Source organism: Bradyrhizobium sp. Pha-3 (assembly GCF_042258325.1).
GTDB lineage: Bacteria > Pseudomonadota > Alphaproteobacteria > Rhizobiales > Xanthobacteraceae > Bradyrhizobium > Bradyrhizobium elkanii.
Map to the genome: position 1 here is coordinate 9180484 of NZ_CP170151.1, position 15990 is coordinate 9196473.

General features: G+C 65.8%; 14 protein-coding genes. 12 read left to right on the forward strand and 2 right to left on the reverse strand.

Features of this window, described 5'->3' with window-relative positions; genetic code table 11:
- The 5 genes from ACE10X_RS43770 to trmB all read left to right on the forward strand — a co-directional run bounded on the left by ACE10X_RS43770 (window position 1) and on the right by trmB (window position 5440).
- Complete coding sequence (locus tag ACE10X_RS43770; RefSeq protein WP_038382596.1) at window positions 1-1113, forward strand: hemolysin family protein; 1113 nt, start codon at window positions 1-3, stop codon at window positions 1111-1113.
- Window positions 1110-2723: an apolipoprotein N-acyltransferase gene (lnt, locus tag ACE10X_RS43775; RefSeq protein ID WP_038382597.1), complete on the forward strand. Its 1614-nt coding sequence runs from the start codon at window positions 1110-1112 to the stop codon at window positions 2721-2723. The genes ACE10X_RS43770 and lnt overlap by 4 nt, the downstream gene beginning before the upstream one ends.
- Window positions 2724-2984: 261 nt before the next feature.
- Window positions 2985-3401, forward strand: coding sequence for a helix-turn-helix domain-containing protein (locus ACE10X_RS43780; protein WP_016840389.1), 417 nt, complete (start codon window positions 2985-2987; stop codon window positions 3399-3401).
- A 180-nt stretch (window positions 3402-3581) separates the two neighbouring features.
- Window positions 3582-4706 carry a M20 family metallopeptidase gene (locus ACE10X_RS43785; protein ID WP_038382623.1) on the forward strand — a complete coding sequence of 375 codons (1125 nt, stop codon included), beginning with the start codon at window positions 3582-3584 and terminating at the stop codon, window positions 4704-4706.
- Window positions 4703-5440: a tRNA (guanosine(46)-N7)-methyltransferase TrmB gene (trmB, locus tag ACE10X_RS43790; protein WP_038382598.1), complete on the forward strand. Its 738-nt coding sequence runs from the start codon at window positions 4703-4705 to the stop codon at window positions 5438-5440. Before ACE10X_RS43785 ends, trmB begins: the two co-directional genes overlap by 4 nt.
- Before the next feature lie 148 nt (window positions 5441-5588).
- Here trmB and ACE10X_RS43795 read toward each other — a convergent pair whose 3' ends face one another.
- Window positions 5589-6428 carry a phytanoyl-CoA dioxygenase family protein gene (locus tag ACE10X_RS43795; protein ID WP_038382624.1) on the reverse strand — a complete coding sequence of 280 codons (840 nt, stop codon included), beginning with the start codon at window positions 6426-6428 and terminating at the stop codon, window positions 5589-5591.
- A gap of 212 nt (window positions 6429-6640) precedes the next feature.
- The gene (locus ACE10X_RS43800) at window positions 6641-7711 is read right to left on the reverse strand and encodes a DUF2336 domain-containing protein (protein WP_038382599.1); all 1071 of its coding nucleotides are present in this window, start codon (window positions 7709-7711) and stop codon (window positions 6641-6643) included.
- Between the two features lie 347 nt (window positions 7712-8058).
- Between ACE10X_RS43800 and rimP the strand changes: the two genes are divergently transcribed.
- The 7 genes from rimP to rpsO all read left to right on the forward strand — a co-directional run bounded on the left by rimP (window position 8059) and on the right by rpsO (window position 15935).
- On the forward strand, window positions 8059-8847 hold the full coding sequence (rimP, locus tag ACE10X_RS43805; RefSeq protein ID WP_038382600.1) for a ribosome maturation factor RimP: 789 nt from the start codon (window positions 8059-8061) through the stop codon (window positions 8845-8847).
- A 3-nt stretch (window positions 8848-8850) separates the two neighbouring features.
- Window positions 8851-10467 carry a transcription termination factor NusA gene (gene nusA, locus ACE10X_RS43810; RefSeq protein ID WP_028343910.1) on the forward strand — a complete coding sequence of 539 codons (1617 nt, stop codon included), beginning with the start codon at window positions 8851-8853 and terminating at the stop codon, window positions 10465-10467.
- A gap of 15 nt (window positions 10468-10482) precedes the next feature.
- Window positions 10483-11169 (forward strand): RNA-binding protein, encoded by a 687-nt coding sequence (locus tag ACE10X_RS43815; protein ID WP_038382601.1) that lies wholly within the window; start codon window positions 10483-10485, stop codon window positions 11167-11169.
- 107 nt (window positions 11170-11276) lie between these two features.
- A complete protein-coding gene (gene infB, locus ACE10X_RS43820) occupies window positions 11277-13985 on the forward strand; it encodes a translation initiation factor IF-2 (RefSeq protein ID WP_038382602.1) in 2709 nt (902 codons plus the stop codon).
- 158 nt (window positions 13986-14143) lie between these two features.
- Window positions 14144-14554, forward strand: a complete 411-nt coding sequence (gene rbfA / locus ACE10X_RS43825) for a 30S ribosome-binding factor RbfA (protein ID WP_253638166.1) — start codon at window positions 14144-14146, stop codon at window positions 14552-14554.
- Window positions 14554-15663, forward strand: a complete 1110-nt coding sequence (truB, locus tag ACE10X_RS43830; protein WP_038382604.1) for a tRNA pseudouridine(55) synthase TruB — start codon at window positions 14554-14556, stop codon at window positions 15661-15663. The genes rbfA and truB overlap by 1 nt, the downstream gene beginning before the upstream one ends.
- Before the next feature lie 2 nt (window positions 15664-15665).
- Window positions 15666-15935 (forward strand): 30S ribosomal protein S15, encoded by a 270-nt coding sequence (gene rpsO, locus ACE10X_RS43835; RefSeq protein WP_016844725.1) that lies wholly within the window; start codon window positions 15666-15668, stop codon window positions 15933-15935.
- The last annotated feature ends 55 nt before the right edge of the window (window positions 15936-15990 follow it).

The following is a 15990-nucleotide window of genomic DNA, read 5'->3' on the forward strand; positions in this document are numbered from 1 at the left end:
ATGCCGGATTCCGAACCGACCCACGACAACCCGCGCAACGTGAGCAATCTGCCCGCGGTGGTGCACGACGGCGAGGTGCAGCGCCCGGCGGCCGAGGGTTGGCTGGTGCGCGCGATCCGCACGCTGTTCGGCTGGAAGGCCGGCTCGGTGCGCGATGATTTGCAGGTGGTGCTCGACGCCTCGACGCCCGACGATGTCGGCTTCTCGGCGATCGAGCGCACCATGCTGCGCAACATCCTGTCGCTGAACGAGCGGCGGATCGCCGACGTCATGGTGCACCGCGCCGACATCGTCGCGGTCAAGCGCGACATCCCGCTCGGCGAATTGATGAGCCTGTTCGAGAGCGCGGCGCATTCGCGGCTCGTCGTCTACAACGAAACCCTCGACGACCCCGAGGGCATGGTGCACATCCGCGACCTGCTCGCCTTCATGACCGCGAAGGCCCGCGTCACCGACGCGACCAAGACGAAGCGCAAGAAGCCGTTCCCGGCGGGGCTCGATCTGCGCAGCGTCGATCTCGCACTGCCGCTGTCGGAAGCCAATATCATCCGCAAGCTGCTCTACATCCCGCCATCGATGCGCGCGATCGACCTGCTGGCGCAGATGCAGGCCTCGCGGATCCATCTCGCGCTGGTGGTCGACGAATATGGCGGCACCGACGGGCTGGTGTCGATCGAGGATATCGTCGAGCAGATCGTCGGCGAGATCGACGACGAACACGATTCCGACGAACCGCCGTCCATCGTGCGCCAGCCGGACAACTCTTTCATCGCCGACGCGCGCGCCAGCCTCGACGATGTCCGCTCGGTGATTGGCGAGGACTTCGTGATCGGCGACGCCGGCGAGGAGGTCGAGACCCTCGGCGGCTACCTCGTATCGTTCGTCGGGCGCCTGCCGGTGCGCGGCGAGGTGATTTCGGGACCCGGCAATTACGAGGTCGAGGTGCTCGACGCCGACCCGCGGCGGGTCAAGCGCGTGCGCATCACCGCGCGCAAGGAACGGCCGACGCCGCGCAAGGAGCGCGAGCGGCGCCGCGAGCAGGCGCCGGACTCCGGAAACCCGCAGGCGAACGACAACATGCCGCCGCCCGGCGACGGAGCCGGTCCGCAGTGAGGCTGTCCGACAAGCTCCGATCGATCGGCCTTGCAATCATCCTGACCTGGGGATGGAAGCGCGCCGTCCTCGCGCTCACGGCCGGCGCGCTGTCTTCGCTGGCGATGGCGCCGTTCAACGCCTGGCCGGTTCTGTTTCTCACCTTTTCCATCGCGGTCTGGCTGATCGACGGCAGCGCGGCCGGCCGCTGGCGCGGTCTGCCCGCCGCGGCGCTGTCCGGCTTCTGGTTCGGCCTCGGCTATTTCGTGCCGGGGCTGTACTGGATCGGCTACGCCTTCTTCGTCGATGCGGACACCTTCGCCTGGCTGACGCCGTTCGCGGTGCTCGGCCTGCCCGCCTATCTCGCTTTGTTCACTGCGTTCGGCTTCGCGCTGGCGCGGCTGATCTGGCCCCGCGATGTCTCGCGCGTGCTGGCGCTCGCGGTCAGCCTGACGATTTCGGAATGGCTGCGCGGCCATCTCCTCAGCGGCTTTCCGTGGAATGCGTTCGGCTACGCACTGACCGAGCCGCTGGCGCTGGCCCAGACCGCGTCGCTGATCGGGCTGTGGGGCATGACGTTCCTGGCCGTCGCGATCTTCGCAAGCCCGGCCGTGCTGATCGACGGCGCCTCGCGCGGCCGCCAGCCGTGGCGCGCGCCGGTGGCGGCGGTGCTGGTGCTGGCAGCGATGCTGGCGTTCGGCGTGGTCCGCCTCGCGCAGCAGCCGACCAGGATGGTCGACGGCGTCAAGCTGCGCATCATGCAGCCTGATCTGCAGCAGGACGCCAAGTTCAACTACTCCGCCAAGGCGGCGGTGATGCAGAAATATCTCACCCTGTCGGATCGCGCCTCCGGGCCGCACGCCACCGGCGTGAAGGATGCCACCATCCTGATCTGGCCGGAATCCGCGTTTCCGTTCTTCCTGACCAAGGAAGCCGACGCGATGGCGCAGATCGCCGACCTCCTGCCGAAGGGAACCGTGCTGATCACCGGTTCGGTGCGCGCGCCCGATCTGCCGCCCGGCGTCCGCGTCACGCGCGCCTATAATTCCATCTACGTCATCGACCATGACGGCAGCGTGCTTGCGGTCTACGACAAGCTGCATCTTGTCCCGTTCGGAGAATATCTGCCGTTCCAGGACTGGATGGAGAAGGTCGGCTTCATGCAGCTCACCAAGGTGCAGGGCGGCTACATTCCCGGCACGATCCGCCGGACGCTCGATATTCCGAATGCACCGCGCGCCCTGCCGCTGATCTGCTACGAGGCGATCTTTCCCGGCAATGTCGTGAGCCGCGACGACCGTCCCGGCTGGATCGTCAATGTCACCAATGACGGATGGTTCGGAATCTCGACCGGCCCTTACCAGCACCTGCAACAGGCCCGGCTGCGCACCATCGAGGAAGGCCTGCCGATGGTCCGCGCCGCAAATACGGGCATTTCGGCCGTCATCGACCCCGTCGGCCGGATCGTTGCACAACTCGGGCTCGGCATCGAAGGCGTGCTCGATGCCGGCCTGCCGGCGGCCATCGCGCCGACGATCTATGCGCGTGTCGGGAACATCCCCGCCGCTGTGATTGTGATCACAGCCCTGGCGTTCGTGTTGCGGCGGCGGTTTGTGAGGCGAAAAGCCTGACGGCCGCATATCGCCGGTTGTCGCGAACCCGAAAAAACGTCGAAATTTACCTCAGTATGATTCCACCAGTTGACAGATCGACCGTGCACTTCGCATTGTACGGGTCCACGCGAAATCACAAGCCAAGTCAGCCCCTTTGCGCAAATTGTCCGCATTTCGTCCCGATCCTCCTTGCAGGATTTGACGGCACCGGCGCCTGAGGCATACTCCACTTCCAACTTGCCTCATCCACGGGCGCGCAATCCCTTAGGAGAGTTGGAGATGTCCACCAAAGCGCCCAATCCTGTTGACAAATATGTCGGCAGCCGCGTCCGGATGCGACGCATCATGCTCGGCATGAGCCAGGAGAAACTGGGCGAGGCGTTAGGCCTGACGTTCCAGCAGGTGCAAAAATACGAGAAGGGCACCAACCGCGTCGGCGCCAGCCGGCTGCAGCAGATCTCCGAAATCCTGCAGGTGCCGGTCTCCTTCCTGTTCGACGGCGGCCCGAGCGGGGTCAAGACCGCCGACGGCTTCAGCGAGGGCGCCTCGCCGACCTATGTCTCCGATTTTCTGGCAACCGCCGAGGGCCTGGCCCTGACCCGCGCCTTCACGCGGATTGCGGACGCCAAGCTCCGCCGCAGCATCGTCGAATTGGTCGAGCAGATCGCGGCGCGCGAGGCGGCCGAGCAGGTCTGATTCAGCCATATCCGTTTGAGCGATCGTCAAATCTGGAATATGCCATTCCGGCGTACGCTAACGCGATGAGTTCAGCTTGAGCATCATCGCGCTTTAGCGCCTCGTTTGAGCATGATTTCGGATCATGCTTTGGCGCGTGCGCGCAATGACAAAGCGAAATTCACAGGCGACGACAACAGCATGTCCAGCAATCCGTTCGAAACCGCCGTGATTCTCGACGGCATCCGCCGCTGGGTCGAGATCGAATCTCCGACCGAGCGGCCCGATCAGGTCAACAAGCTGGCTGATCTCGTCGCGTCGGGCTATCGCGACCTGCCGGCCACGGTGGAGCGCATCGCGGGACGCGACGGCTGCGGCGATCACCTGGTGACGCGCTCGTCCTGGGGCCAGGACGCGCCGGGCATCCTGGTGCTGAGCCATCTCGACACAGTCCATCCGATGGGATTCATCGAACGGTTACCATTCAAGGTCGACGGCGACAGCGCGTTCGGCCCCGGTATCTACGACATGAAGGGCGGCGCCTATCTCGCCTATCATGCATTCACGCAGGCCTGCGCCGACGGCGCGCGCCCGCCGCTCGGCATCACCCAGCTCTACGTATCGGACGAGGAGATCGGCAGCCCGACCTCGCGGGCGCTGATCGAGGCCGAGGGCCGCAAGGCCAAATACGTGCTGGTGACGGAGCCGGCGCGCGACGGCGGCAAGATCGTCACCGGACGCAAGGGCGTTGCGCGGTTCGACGTGTTCATCAAGGGCGCGCCGGCCCATGCCGGCACGCGCCCCGAGGACGGCCGCAGCGCGATCCGGGAACTCGGCAATGTGATCCAGGCGCTGGAGGCGATGAACGATCTCAAGCGCGGCGTCACCGTCAATGTCGGTGTCGTCCGCGGCGGCACCAAGCCGAACGTGATCGCCGAAGAGGCCTATGCTGAAGTCGACATGCGCGTGCCGACCATGGCCGACGCCGACGAATTGGTGCCGCAGATCCTCGGGATCACCTCACGCACCGAGGGCGTCAGCGTGAAGATATCGGGCGAATTGAACCGTCCGCCCTATGAGAAGAGCAACGCCGGCGCCGCACTCTACGAGCACGCCAAGGGGCTGGCCGCCGAGCTCGGCTTCGAGCTGGCGGATGTGTTCACCGGCGGCGGCTCCGACGGCAATTTCACCGCCCCGCACACCGCAACCCTCGACGGCCTCGGCGTCGACGGCAAGGGCGCGCATACCCATTACGAGCAGCTCTATATCTCGTCGATCGAGCCGCGCGCGCGGCTGCTCCACCGTCTCTATCAAACGCTGCGATGACACCGGCTCCAGGCGACCGCGGCGATCGCGATTCCCCCGACGGTGGCGCGATGGCGCATGCGCGCGGCTCGTTCTTCGGACGGCGCAAGGGCCACAAGCTGCGCCCGCATCAGGCCGACCTGATCGACACTCTGCTGCCGCATCTGGCCATCGACATCTCGGCGCCCGCGCCCGAGGCGCTGACCGAGTTGTTCGATGACGGCACCGAGAATGTCAGGCTCGAAATCGGCTTCGGCGGCGGCGAGCATTTGATCGCGGAGGCACAGGCCTTTCCGACCACGGGCTTCATCGGCTGCGAGCCCTATGTCAACGGCATGGCGAAGATCCTGACCCAGATCGAGGCACTGAATATCCGCAATATCCGCCTGTTCGCCGGCGACGCGGCCGAACTGCTGGCCTGGGCGCCACAGCGCTCGCTTGCGCGTATCGACCTGATTCATCCCGATCCCTGGCCGAAGCGGCGGCACTGGAAGCGGCGCTTCGTGCAGGATGCGACGGTCACTGCCATGACGCGGCTGCTTCCGCCGGGCGGCGAATTCCGCTTCGTCAGCGATATCGACGACTACTGCGCCTGGACACTGGCGCATCTGATGCGCTCGCCCGACTTCGCCTGGCTCGCCGAGCGCGCGATCGACTGGCAACAGCCGTGGCCGAACTACACAATGACGCGCTACGGCGCCAAAGCCGAGCGCGAGGGGCGCAAGGCGGCGTATTTGAGGTTTCGCAGGCTCTAGAGCTTTTCCCGTTCCGATGGAATCGGAACGGGGCTCTAGATTCTTGTTTTGACGCGTTTTCTTCACGCGAACCGGTATCCACTTCGCTCGAAAACGCTCTAGCACCTCGTCATGCCCGGGCCTGTCCCGGGCATGACGGCGAAGGGAATTACTGCCCCGCCAGGCGCGCCTTCCTGACGTCGGTCGCCTCCCACACCATCCGCTTGCCGCGCTCGCGGCCGAGCAGTTCGATCGGATCGTGATTGTCGATGTGGCCGAACTGGCCCTTGTAGACGCTGTAGCCGCACAATTCCTGCAAACGGCGCGGAAAGCGGGCCGCGGTCTCGCGCGGAATGCCGAGTTGCAGGTTCTCCTGCTGCCGCATCCAGCCCCAGCAATAGGCGCAGGAGAAGGCAAAGCGCCTGGCGTCGCTGCTGTTGGCGCCGCCGCCATGCCACAGCGCGCTGTCGAACAGCATCACGCTGCCGGCCGGCATGGTCGCGGTGACCGCGTCGTACTTTTTGCCGTATTCGGGCGACGAATCGAATTTGTGGCTGTGCGGAATGATCCGCGTCGCGCCATTGTCGTCGCGGAAATCGGACAGCGCCCAGATCGCATTGATGGTGATCGGAATGTGCGGCCGCGGCAACGGGATCAATTGGGTGTCTTCGTGAATCGGTTGCGCCTCCTGGCCGGGCCCGAGCACCAGCGAGCAGAACGACGAGAGCAGGCATTCCCTGTCCAGCACGCGTTCGACCACCGGCAGCACGTTGTCATGCAGCGGCACCTCCCAGAACAGGTCGTCATAGGTCAGGAGGTTGTTGATGCGCAGCGTCTTGAAGCCTTCGAACGACGTCCTGGCAGGTACGAGATTGTGCTCGCTCTCGATTCTCAGCACCGCCGCCTTCAACCCCTCGACCAAATCGGGCGAGGCGGCGCGCTCGATCACGGTATATCCGTCGTCGCGGATCCGCGCGGCGTGCGATTGGATGTCGGCGTCCGTCAGCATGGCGATCTCCCCGTTGGCGCTGTGTCGCGCCTTGCGGAAAGCATAGCGGGTCAATTTGAAATTGGGAGGTATTTGATGATCCGTCATGCTGAGGAGGCCGCAAAGCGGCCGTCTCGAAGCACGACGGCCCGGCTGCAACAGCGTGGCCGTGCATCCTTCGAGACGCGCCTGCGGCGCTCCTCAGGATGACGGGTTTCAACGTTGCGCTTGAACTAACGCGACTTCCAGAACTCCACGACGCGCTGCGCCGTTGACGGCATCAGGCGCACGAAATTCACCCGCGCACCTTCGATATCGGCAGGAGACGGCACGCGGTTCGGTCCGAGCCGCATCAGGATCAGGGCGCGCACGGTCGGCCATTCGAAGCCGATCGTCTTGCTGGCGATCAGGATCGGATCGTAACGGTCGCCGGAGATCAGGCGATCGAGCGTGACGATTTTCACGCCGGCCATCGCGGCGAGCGCCGCCACGCATTCCTCATATTTGAAGGCCTTTGCGAAGCCGGCCACCGCGGCCTCGTTCAATTCGCCGGCGCGATGCAGCGCCAGGATGGCGCGCTGCGCGGCTGTGAAGTCGCGGCCCTCGACCTGAACGATCACACCCTCGATCTCGTTCATCGCCAGCTTGATCTCGGCCTGGCGTTCCGGCTTGGCGACGGCATGCAGACGGCGGCGGATCACGTCGATCGAGCCGGCGAGCAGGCCCTTCAGATGCTCGGGCGGAAGATCATCGCGGCGGCCGATCCGCAGCGTCAGCACGCCGTCCTGGCCGGCGCGCCGCACCAGCGTCGCGAAGGACGCATCCGAGAACGCGGCGCCCGCATTGCCGGCCGCGCATCGGATCACATCGCGATCGCCGCGGCGGACGAGGACGTCGGTCAGCGCGGTCGAGAGCTTCGATCGCTCAGCCATCGCGAGCAGATGGCCCTGGCCCTTGGCATTGGCGATCTCGACCAGCACCTTTTCGTCAATCACCGGCGATCGGCGCAGCAGCGGCCCCGCGATCGCGACCTCGTCGTCTCGTGCGAGCTGCCCGACCAGATGGCGCGGCGCGTTGCCGAGGAGCGCGAGCCGTTCGGCGAGATCGACCCGCGCAGCAAGCTCGGCATGCGGCACCAGGCTGGTCAGCACCCCGTCGAACAGGTCGATATGATCGGGGCGGAAGCTCGCGGCGCCCTGCAGGAATAGCTCGCCGAGCCGCCGCGCGGCCTCGGCGCGGCGCTTGGGGTCGCCGCGGCGAACGATGTCGTCGAGTTCCGGGATCAGCGCGGGGGCTGTCGTCATGAGCCTTGTCCAACCGGCGGCTTCTGCCGATTTTCGGCAATCTATGGTCCCGTTCGTAAACGGAGGGTTAGATCAATCCGGCATCCGGGCAGCCGTAAAATCGCCTCCCGCCGGACCCGGGGGCCTTGCCGGACCCGGGCAAAAGAGCTATATCCAGCGCAACTTATGGCATCTCATACGATCGCGTAGGAGAGTGGGCCCCCCGGGACCCGCTCTTTTTTATTACCTGACGGGGACCCAGCGAGGCCGGGTCCCGTTTGGGTAGCGTTAGCGGCCCCTTAAGGCCACCTGAACAACACAACAGACCTCAGCAGCCTTTAGACCTTAGACAGCCTTTGACACTGGATATGACCGAACCGACCTCCACGTCCGTGGACACCGAACTGCTCGCCGAGCCGCGTCTCGTCGTCGAGCCCGGGGTTGCGGCGCGCGTCGCCGCGGTCGCGGTCCCGGTGCTGCAGGGCATGGGCTATCGCCTGGTGCGCATCAAGGTCTCGGGCGACGCCGGCTGCACCGTGCAGATTATGGCGGAGCGGCCCGACGGCTCGATGCAGCTCGAGGATTGCGAGGCGATCTCGCGCGCGCTGTCGCCGGTGCTCGATGTCGCCGACCCGATCGAGCGCGCCTACCGGCTGGAAATCTCTTCGCCTGGCATCGACCGCCCGCTGGTGCGCCGCTCCGACTTCGAGCGCTACACCGGGCATCTCGTGAAGATCGAGATGGCGGTGGCGCATCAGGGCCGCAAGCGGTTCCGCGGCGTGCTGGCCGGCGTCGAGGGTGATGCGGTGCGCATCAGGCGCGACGATCCGCGTCCCGACGAGGACGCCGAGGTTCTCCTGGTGATGGAGGACATCTCGGACGCGCGGCTGGTGCTGACCGACGAGCTGATCGAGGAATCGATGCGCCGCGGCAAGGCCGCCGAGCGCGAGCTGCGCCGCGAACTCGGCCTCGCGCCGCCGCAACCGGCCCACGCCAAGATGAGCGATCCGGCGAAGAGTCAGAAGCCGAAACCCAAGCCTGGTGACAAGCCTGCTCACAAGCCCGACAAGAAGCCGGCCCCGACCAACACCAAAAAGCACCGCCTGGCGGCCGAGCGCGCGCGCCGTGGCGAGATCGATCCATCCGAAGGAGACTAAGCCATGGCAGTCAGCGCCAACAAACTCGAACTGCTGCAGATCGCAGACGCAGTTGCGCGCGAAAAGTCGATCGACCGCTCCATCGTGATCGCGGCGATGGAAGACGCCATCGCCAAGGCCGCGCGTGCCCGCTACGGCAGCGAGACCGACGTCCATGCCGAGATCGATGCCAAGAAGGGCGAGCTGCGGCTGACCCGCCACATGCTGGTGGTCGACGTCGTCGAAAACTCGTCGAACCAGATTTCGCTGCACGACGCGCAGCGCGCCAATCCGGGCGCCCAGGTCGGCGACACCATCGCCGACACGCTGCCGCCGCTGGAATATGGCCGCATCGCCGCGCAGTCGGCCAAGCAGGTGATCGTGCAGAAGGTGCGCGAGGCCGAGCGCGACCGGCAGTACCAGGAATTCAAGGACCGCATCGGCGACATCGTCAACGGCATCGTCAAGCGCGTCGAATATGGCAGCGTGATCGTCGACCTCGGCCGTGGCGAAGCAATCGTGCGCCGCGACGAGATGCTGCCGCGCGAGGTGTTCCGCAACGGCGACCGCGTCCGCGCCTATATCTTCGACGTGCGCCGCGAGACCCGTGGTCCGCAGATCTTCCTGTCGCGCACCCATCCGCAGTTCATGGCGAAGCTGTTCGCGCAGGAAGTGCCGGAGATCTACGACGGCATCGTCGAGATCAAGGCGGTCGCCCGCGATCCGGGCTCGCGCGCCAAGATCGGCGTGATCTCGCGCGATTCCTCGGTCGACCCGGTCGGCGCCTGCGTCGGCATGCGCGGCTCGCGCGTGCAGGCCGTGGTGAACGAGCTGCAGGGCGAGAAGATCGACATCATCCCGTGGTCGCCCGACATCGCGACCTTCGTCGTCAACGCGCTGGCGCCGGCTGAAGTCGCCAAGGTCGTGATCGACGAGGACCGCGAGCGCATCGAGGTCGTGGTTCCCGACACCAACAACCAGCTGTCGCTGGCGATCGGCCGCCGCGGCCAGAATGTCCGCCTCGCCTCGCAGCTGACCGGCTGGGACATCGACATCCTGACCGAGCAGGAAGAGTCGGAGCGCCGCCAGGCCGACTTCGAGAACTCGACCCGCGTGTTCATGGAAGCGCTCAATGTCGACGAGGTGGTCGGCCAACTGCTCGCCTCCGAAGGCTTCACCTCGGTCGAGGAACTCGCGCTGGTCGACGTCAAGGAACTCGCCGGCATCGAGGGTTTCGACGAGGAGACCGCCAACGAGCTGCAGACCCGCGCCCGCGAATATCTGGAACAGCTCGAGGCGGAACTGGAAGCCAAGCGCAAGGAACTCGGCGTCGAGGACGCCATGAAGGACGTACCCGGCATCACCGGCAAGATGCTGGTCAAGCTCGGCGAGAACGACGTCAAGACGGTCGAGGATCTCGCCGGCTGCGCCACCGACGATCTGGTCGGCTGGACCGAGCGCAAGGAAGGCGGCGAGCCGACCAAGCATGCCGGGTTCCTCGACGGCATCGAGATTTCGCGCGACGAGGCCGAGGCCATGATCATGCAGGCCCGTCTGAAGGCCGGCTGGATCACCGAGGCCGACCTCGCCAAGCCTGCCGAGGAGGCCGAGGCCGCCGAAGCAGAAACGACGGCTTCGTAAGGAGATGCCCGACGGATGCTGGCTCAGGCTGACCCCGATCTCGACGATGGGCCGCGGACGCAGAAGTCCGCGACCACGCGGATGTGCGCGGTCAGCCGCGAGGTGCGTCCGATCGACGAGCTGATCCGGTTCGTCATTACGCCCACAGGCGAGGTGATCCCGGATCTGAAGCGCAAGCTGCCCGGCCGCGGATTATGGGTTTCCGCATCGCGGCGCAGCGTTGCGGAAGCGGTCCGCCGTCACCAATTTAGCAAGGGATTCAAGCGCGACGTCCGCGTCGCGCCGACGCTTCCCACCGACACCGACACCCTCCTGGTGCGCAGCGTCACCGAGGCCCTGGCAATGGCCGCCAAGGCCGGTCAGGTCGTTTCGGGCTTCGGCAAGGTCGAGGACGCACTCAACCGGAACGAAACTGCAGCCCTGATCCACGCTTCCGACGGCGCAGCGGACGGAATCCGCAAATTGGACGCGATCGTCAGGCAAAGGGGCGAAAAACGTGGTGAATCGCCGGTAATCCCCGTCGTCAATGTTTTGACGTCGGAAGAATTGGATTTGGCACTTGGGCGATCAAATGTGATACATGCTGCGCTGCTCGCGGGCCCAGCGAGCAAGACGTTCCTGTCGCGCTGCCAGATGCTGGTCCGATACCGGATGGCCGACGACGACAAGACCGCCGAAGCGGCCAGAAATTCCAGAGCGTGATCCGGGAAGGCGGACGCCGTCTTTCCGACCGGTCATGCTCAGCAAACGACGACACGTTGAAGGATTTGTGCGGCAAACGCACAGCGAAACGAGATTAGGACTGCTGAATGGTTGATACCAAGACCCCTGGCGACAAGACTTTGAGTGTCCCGAGCAAGACGTTGTCGCTGAAGCCGCGCGTCGAGACGGGCACCGTGCGCCAGAGCTTCAGCCACGGCCGGACCAAGCAGGTCGTGGTCGAGAAGCGCGGCAAGCGCCGCGTCGGTGGCGATGGCCCCGGCGAGGCGCATGCGCCGGAACCCGTGGTTGCAAAGCCGGCGGCGCCCGCCGCCAAGCCGCCGCTCGGCCGCCCCTCGGGCCCGCCTCCCGGGCAGCAACAGCGTAACACCCGCTCCGGCGTGGTGCTGCCGACCCTGACCGAGGATGAGCGTTCCGCGCGTGCCAGCGCGCTGGCCGACGCCCGTCAGCGCGACATCGAAGAGCGCCGCCAGGCCGAAGAGGAAGCCAAGCGCCGCGCCGTCCGCGAGGCTGCCGAGAAGGCCGAGCGCGAGGCCGCCGAGGCCCGCCGCAAGGCGGAGGAGGAACGCCATCGCCACGAGGAAGAGGCCAAGCGCAAGGCCGAGGTCGAGGCCAAGCGCCGCTTTGGCGAAGGCGAGGCCAAGCCCGGTGCGGCGCCTGTCGCTGCTCCCGCCAAGCCTGCCGGAGCCGCACATGCGTCTGCTCCGGCCGCCCGTGCGCCCGGCGCAGCCCGCCCGACCACGACCACGACGCCTGCTGCGCGCACGCCTGCTGCCCCGGGGCGGCCGCCGGCCGTTGCCGCCGAGGCGGACGAGGACGAAGGTCCGCGCCTGGTGCGTCGCCCCGGCGGCGCCGTGCGTCCCGTCGCGGCCCCGAAGACCACTCACAAGCCCGGCCCGCAGAAGCAGCGCGGACGCCTGACCGTCGTCACCGCGCTCAACGCCGATGACGTGCGCGAGCGCTCGATCGCCTCGTTCCGCCGCCGTACCCAGCGGCTGAAGGGTCACGCCGCAAACGAGCAGAAGGAAAAGCTGATCCGCGAAGTCGTCATTCCGGAAGCGATCGCGATCCAGGAACTCGCGAACCGGATGTCGGAGCGCGCGGTCGATGTCATCCGCATGCTGATGAAGCAGGGCGCGATGCACAAGATCACCGACGTGATCGATGCCGACACCGCGCAGCTGATCGCCGAAGAACTCGGCCACACCGTCAAGCGCGTCGCCGCGTCCGACGTGGAAGAAGGCCTGTTCGACGTCGTCGACGATTCCACCGACACCGAGCCGCGTTCGCCCGTGGTCACCGTCATGGGCCATGTCGACCACGGCAAGACCTCGCTGCTCGACGCGCTGCGCCATGCCAACGTGGTGTCGGGCGAAGCCGGCGGCATCACCCAGCATATCGGCGCCTATCAGGTGCTGTCGCCGGAGAGCGGCACCAAGATCACCTTCATCGACACGCCCGGCCACGCCGCGTTCACCGCGATGCGCGCCCGCGGCGCCAAGGTCACGGACATCGTCGTGCTGGTGGTCGCGGCCGACGACGGCGTGATGCCGCAGACGATCGAAGCGATCAACCACGCCAAGGCGGCCAAGGTGCCGATGATCGTGGCGATCAACAAGATCGACAAGCCCGACGCACGCCCCGAGCGCGTGCGCACCGAATTGCTCCAGCACGAGGTGCAGGTCGAATCGCTCGGCGGCGACGTCGTCGACGTCGAGGTCTCGGCCAAGAACAAGACCAATCTCGACCGGCTGCTCGAGATGATCGCGCTGCAGGCCGAAATCCTCGACCTGAAGACCAATTCGCAGCGTCCGGCGGAAGGCACCGTGATCGAAGCCAAGCTCGATCGCGGCCGTGGTCCGGTCGCAACTGTGCTGGTGCAGCGCGGCACGCTGCGCATCGGCGACATCATCGTGGCCGGCGCCGAAATGGGCCGCGTCCGCGCCTTGATCTCCGACCAGGGCGAGAATCTCGAGGAGGCCGGTCCGTCCGTGCCGGTCGAGGTGCTCGGCTTCAACGGTCCGCCGGAAGCCGGCGATCGTCTCGCCGTTGTCGAGAACGAAGCCCGCGCCCGCCAGGTCACGAGCTACCGCGCGCACCAGAAGCGCGAGAACGCGGCTGCCTCGATTTCCGGCATGCGCGGCTCGCTCGAGCAGATGATGTCGCAGCTGAAGACCGCGGGCCGCAAGGAGTTCCCGCTGATCGTCAAGGCCGACGTGCAGGGCTCACTGGAAGCGATCCTGGGCTCGCTCGAGAAGCTCGGCACCGACGAGGTCGCCGCCCGCATCCTGCATGCCGGCGTCGGCGGCATCTCGGAGTCCGACGTCACGCTGGCGGAAGGCTTCAACGCCGCGATCATCGGCTTCTCGGTCCGCGCCAACAAGGAAGCGGCAGCCGCGGCCAAGCGCAACGGCATCGAGATCCGCTACTACAACATCATCTACGACCTCGTGGATGACATCAAAAAGGCGATGTCCGGCCTGCTCGCGCCCACGCTGCGCGAAACCATGCTGGGCAACGCGCAGATCCTGGAAGTGTTCAACATTTCCAAGGTCGGCAAGGTCGCGGGTTGCCGCGTCACCGACGGCACCGTGGAACGCGGCGCCAATGTTCGCCTGATCCGCGACAACGTGGTGGTGCACGAAGGCAAGCTGTCGACGCTGAAGCGCTTCAAGGATGAAGTGAAGGAAGTGGTCGCCGGCCAGGAGTGTGGCATGGCGTTCGAGAACTACGGCGACATGCGCGTCGGCGACGTGATCGAGTGTTACCGCATCGAGACGATCCAGCGCTCTCTGTAAGTCCAAATCTTACGAAGCGTTGGGTCCATTTAACTGAAAATGCGACTGCGCGGCCGGACTTTTGGTCCGGCCACCAGCGCATTGTCTGATTGAAAGCAAAGCTAGACATTGATGCCCGCGGCCAAGGCCTGCGGGCGTGACGGTTTTGGAAGAAGGTCATGCCCCGTCAAAAGAAGAGTTCCAGCCCCGGCGGATCGCAACGTCAGCTGCGCGTCGGCGAAACGGTTCGCCATGCAGTTGCCGAGATTCTGTCACAGGGTGAGGTCCACGATCCCGATCTGGAAGGCCACATCATCACCGTTCCCGAGGTGCGTATGTCGCCGGACCTGAAGCTCGCGACGATCTATGTGATGCCGCTCGGCGGCCGCGACACCGACACGGTGATATCGGCGCTCGAGCGCAACAAGAAGTTCCTTCGCGGCGAGATCGCGCATCGCGTCAACCTGAAATTTGCACCCGACATTCGCTTCCGCGTCGACGAGCGGTTCGACGAGGCGGAGCGCATCGAGAAACTACTGCGGACACCTGCGGTGCGGCGAGACCTTGCACCCGATTCGGACGACGAGTGATGACTGTGATGACGACCAACGGCGTTATCGACGCGAAGGATGCCGACGCGCGCGACGCTGAGCGGGATGCTTTTGCCGGCCAGCGCAGCGACGATGCGCGCCGCACCAACAACGACCCGCGCCAGAAGCAGGGCAGGCAGAACCAGCAGCCGCGCCGCGACAAGCGCGACGTCCACGGCTGGGTGGTGCTCGACAAGCCGATCGGCATGACCTCGACGCAGGCGGTCGCGGTGCTCAAGCGCCTGTTCCAGGCCAAGCGCGCCGGCCATGCCGGGACGCTCGATCCGCTCGCCTCCGGCGGCTTGCCGATCGCGCTGGGGGAGGCCACCAAGACGGTGCCGTTCGTGATGGACGGCCGCAAGCGCTACCGCTTCACGGTGTGCTGGGGCGAGGAGCGCGACACCGACGACACCGAGGGGCGGCCGGTCAGGACCAGCGAGAGCCGGCCGACCGCGGATTCGATCCGGGAACTTTTGCCGCGCTTCACCGGGGTGATCGAGCAGATCCCGCCGCAATATTCGGCGATCAAGGTGCAGGGCGAGCGCGCCTATGACCTGGCGCGCGACGGCGAGACCGTGGAACTGAAGCCCCGCCCGGTCGAGATCCATGAATTAACCCTTCTGGAACATGGAGATAACGGCCAGTCCGTGTTCGAGGCCGAGTGCGGCAAGGGAACCTATGTCCGGGCGCTGGCCCGCGATATGGGCCGGATTCTGGGCTGCTTCGGCCACATCTGCGCCCTGCGGCGGACCCTTGTCGGTCCGTTTACCGAACGGGACATGATTCCGCTGGAACAGTTGGAGGCTTTATGCAATAGAGCCGCGTCTGGCGAGGGCAGCCTCGCCGACGCGCTTTTGCCCGTTGAGACCGCGCTGGACGACATCCCGGCACTGGCCGTCACACGGGCTGATGCGGCAAGGCTCCACAGGGGCCAGGCCGTTTTGTTGCGCGGACGGGATGCGCCCAATACCAGCGGCACAGTCTATGTCACGGTGGCAGGCCGGCTTCTCGCGCTTGCCGAAATTGGCAATGGCGAACTCATCCCCAAGCGCGTGTTCAACCTGAACGGACTGACTGCCGGTCCGGCTCGCAACAATGAAAGTAACTGACGATGTCGATTACCGCCGAACGCAAAGCGGAAGTCATCAAGACGAATGCCAACAAAGCCGGCGACACCGGCTCGCCCGAGGTTCAGGTCGCGATCCTGTCGGAACGCATCAATAACCTCACCGAGCACTTCAAGAGCCATGTGAAGGACAACCATTCCCGCCGCGGCCTCCTGAAGCTCGTGTCGACGCGTCGCTCCCTGCTTGACTACATCAAGCGCAAGGACGAGGCGCGCTACAAGGCGCTGCTCGAAAAGCACAACATCCGTCGTTGATTTGAGAAGCACGCGCGCGAGGGTTCGCGCGCGTTTTCGCATGGTCGTCCGCGAA